The sequence below is a fragment of the Frankia sp. AgKG'84/4 genome (assembly GCF_023242965.2).
Classification (GTDB): Bacteria; Actinomycetota; Actinomycetes; order Frankiales; family Frankiaceae; genus Frankia.
In genome coordinates this window covers 1-2,816 of the sequence record NZ_JALKFU020001154.1, presented here as the reverse complement: position 1 = coordinate 2,816, position 2,816 = coordinate 1, and the positions used below count along the sequence as shown (strand labels likewise).

Below are 2,816 nucleotides of genomic sequence, written 5' to 3'. Positions count from 1 at the left end.
CCCAGGGTGCCCGCGGCGCGGGTCAACGCGCCGGTGGCGGTGACGACCGGCCGGCCAAGGCGCAGCGCGGCGGCGATCGCCACCACCGCGGAGACCACGACGACGATGAGCACGACCCGCAGGTCGTGCGCCGAGAGGAACATGGCGTGGGCGGTCCCGACGACGCCGGCCGCGACCGCGAGGATCGGGACGACGCACAGCACCCCCGCCGTGGTCCACAGCGGCTGGGCGCGCAGCAGGCGCAGCAGCGGCACACCGGTCAGCGCGGCCGCCGCGGAACAGGCCAGCGCGATGGCGATGACCTGCAGGGTGCCGCTCACGCCGGCGGGTCGTACCGGTAGCCGACGCCCCACACGGTGACGAACAGCCGCGGTGCGGTCGGGTCGTCTTCGATCTTCTCCCGCAGGCGGCGGATGTGGACGGTGACGGTCGACTGGTCGCCGTACGTCCAGCCCCAGACCTGTTCGAGCAGCGCGGCCCGGGTCAGCGCCTGGCCGGGATGGCGCAGCAGGTGGACGAGCAGATCGAACTCGCGGACGGTGAGGGCGAGCGCGGCGCCGTCGCGGGTTGCGGTGCGGGCGTCCGCGTCGACGACGAGCGGGCCGGCGTGCAGGACCCCGGAGCCGGCCGGCGACTGTTCGCCGGCGCGGCGCAGCACCGACCGCACCCGCAGGGTCAGCTCGCGGGGCGAGAACGGCTTGGTGACGTAGTCGTCCGCGCCGCATTCGAGCCCAGCGATGCGGTCGGTCTCCTCACCGCGCGCCGACAGCATGATCACTGGGACGGAGGTTCGTTCCCGCAGACGGCGGCAGACCTCGATGCCGTCGAGCCCGGGGAGCATGAGGTCGAGGACCACGAGGTCGGGGGCGACGGCCTCGGCCGCGCGCAGCGCGGCGGGGCCGTCCGCGGCGCGGTCGACGTCGAAGCCGGCGTTGCGCAGGTACCGGTCGACGACCTCGGCGACGGTGGGGTCGTCGTCGACCACGAGGACGCGGGGCATCTGGCCACCATAGGTCGCCCGCGCACGCCGCGGCTGACGCCCGGCGATTCGTCACCGATTCGTAAGCAGACCGGACGGAATCCGGCCAGCCGTGATCGGCCGCTGGCCCGATTTCCTCGTTTGGTAAGGATCGATGTTGCGGATCGTCACTAGAGTCGCGATCATGGTTACACAACGTCAGGAGACGGCGTCGGTGGACGTCGTGCTGCCCTGTCTCGACGAGGCGCAGGGGCTGCCCTGGGTGCTCGATCGCCTGCCACCCGGCTACCGCGCCGTCGTCGCCGACAACGGCTCCAGCGACGGCTCACCCGGGATCGCCCGGGAGCGGGGCGCACTCGTCGTCGACGTGCCGCAGCGGGGTTACGGCGCGGCCGTGCAGGCCGGGATGCTCGCGGCCGACGCCGACATCGTGTGCGTCTGCGACGCCGACGCCTCGCTGGACCCAGCGCAACTCCCCGGGTTCGTCGCCGAGCTGACGGCCGGACGCGCCGACCTCGTCCTGGGCCGGCGCCGGCCGACGTCCGCGCGGGCCTGGCCGCCGCACGCCCGCCTCGGCAACGCCGTCGTCGCCCAGCGGCTGCGCCGACGCGGCGTGCCTGTCCGGGACATCGGGCCGATGCGGGCCGCGCGGCGGGTGGAACTGCTGCGCCTGCCGATCACCGACCGTCGTTTCGGCTATCCGCTGGAACTGCTGCTGCGCGCCGCGCAGGCCGGCTGGCAGATCGCCGAGATCGACGTCGACTACCACCGGCGGACCGGACGGTCGAAGGTCACCGGAACGCCCCTCGGTACGGCCCGGACCGTGCGGGACATGACGGCCGCCCTCGCGAGCCTGCGGTGACCGGCCGGCGGCCCCAGGAGCCGGCGCCCGCGGTGACGCTGCTGGTGATGGCGAAGGAGCCCGTCCCCGGCCGGGTGAAGACCCGGCTCACGCCCCCCTTCACACCCACCCAGGCCGCCGCCGTCGCCGAGGCGGCCATCGCGGACACCCTCGCGGCCGTCATCCGCCTGACCCGGCTGCCCCGGCCGGCCGGCCTCGGCCCGGTTCGCGCCGTCCTCGTCCTCGACGGCGCCGTCGGCCCATGGCTACGTGTCCCGATCGAGGTGATCCCGCAGGTTGCGGGGCCGTTCGAAACGCGGCTCGGCGCCGCCTTCGACGCCGTCACGGGCCCGGCGCTGCTCATCGGCATGGACACCCCGCAGGTCACGACGGCCCTGCTCGCGAACGCCTGCCACGCGCTCACCGACGTCGGCACCGACGCCGATACCGACGCCGATACCGACGCCGTGTTCGGACCCGCCGCCGACGGCGGTTGGTGGGCCCTTGGCCTGCGCCGCCCCGACGGCCGCCTGCTGCGTGGCGTCCCCACCTCCCAGCCGGACACCGGAGCCCGGCAGCGAGACCGCCTGGCCCAGGCCGGCCTGCGGGTCTCGACCCTGCCGAGGCTGCGCGACGTCGACACCCCCGCCGACGCCGACGCCGTGGCACGTCTCGCTCCCCGCGGCCGATTCGCCGTCGCCGTGCGGTCCATCCGGGCCGACAGCGCGTCGCCGGTCGCGGTCAGCCCGCGGGCCGGGCGATGACGACCACCGCACCCCCCGACCGGGCCACCACGGAGCCCTCGCCGACGTCGCTCTACGAAGCGGCGCTGCGCTCCGCCGACGGCCGGCTGTGGGTGCGCCACCCGGACGGCCGGCGTGACCGGCTGCCCGTGCTGTGCTGGCGCGGCGGCCTGGCACCGGGGGATGCCTCCCTGCTGCGCCGCTGCACCGGTCCCACGCTCGACGTCGGCTGCGGCCCGGGCCGCCTCACCGC

3 protein-coding genes and 2 pseudogenes are annotated in these 2,816 nt (G+C 75.4%); 3 read left to right on the top strand and 2 right to left on the bottom strand.

Annotated elements, in window-relative coordinates:
• Together MXD58_RS28045 and MXD58_RS28040 are read right to left on the bottom strand one after the other, a co-directional pair.
• Nucleotides 1–320: pseudogene (locus tag MXD58_RS28045) on the bottom strand (sensor histidine kinase); the annotation flags it as partial.
• The gene (locus tag MXD58_RS28040) at nucleotides 317–1,000 is read right to left on the bottom strand and encodes a response regulator (protein WP_248836392.1); all 684 of its coding nucleotides are present in this window, start codon (nucleotides 998–1,000) and stop codon (nucleotides 317–319) included. The pseudogene MXD58_RS28045 and the gene MXD58_RS28040, both read right to left, overlap by 4 nt.
• A gap of 163 nt (nucleotides 1,001–1,163) precedes the next feature.
• Here MXD58_RS28040 and MXD58_RS28035 point away from each other — a divergent pair, with 163 nt between their 5' ends.
• The 3 genes and pseudogenes from MXD58_RS28035 to MXD58_RS28025 all read left to right on the top strand — a co-directional run.
• Entirely contained in the window at nucleotides 1,164–1,841 is a 678-nt protein-coding gene (locus tag MXD58_RS28035) for a glycosyltransferase family 2 protein (RefSeq protein ID WP_248836391.1), read from the top strand.
• Between the two features lie 47 nt (nucleotides 1,842–1,888).
• Complete coding sequence (locus tag MXD58_RS28030) at nucleotides 1,889–2,584, top strand: TIGR04282 family arsenosugar biosynthesis glycosyltransferase (protein WP_248836649.1); 696 nt, start codon at nucleotides 1,889–1,891, stop codon at nucleotides 2,582–2,584.
• Nucleotides 2,581–2,816: pseudogene (locus tag MXD58_RS28025) on the top strand (class I SAM-dependent methyltransferase); the annotation flags it as partial. The gene MXD58_RS28030 and the pseudogene MXD58_RS28025, both read left to right, overlap by 4 nt.

Excerpts from the sequence above, each read along its gene's own strand:
- MXD58_RS28030 (WP_248836649.1), top strand. The coding sequence starts at position 1,889 with ATGGCGAAGGAGCCCGTCCCCGGCCGGGTGAAGACCCGGCTCACGCCC.
- MXD58_RS28040 (WP_248836392.1), bottom strand. The coding sequence starts at position 1,000 with ATGCCCCGCGTCCTCGTGGTCGACGACGACCCCACCGTCGCCGAGGTC.
- MXD58_RS28035 (WP_248836391.1), top strand. The coding sequence starts at position 1,164 with ATGGTTACACAACGTCAGGAGACGGCGTCGGTGGACGTCGTGCTGCCC.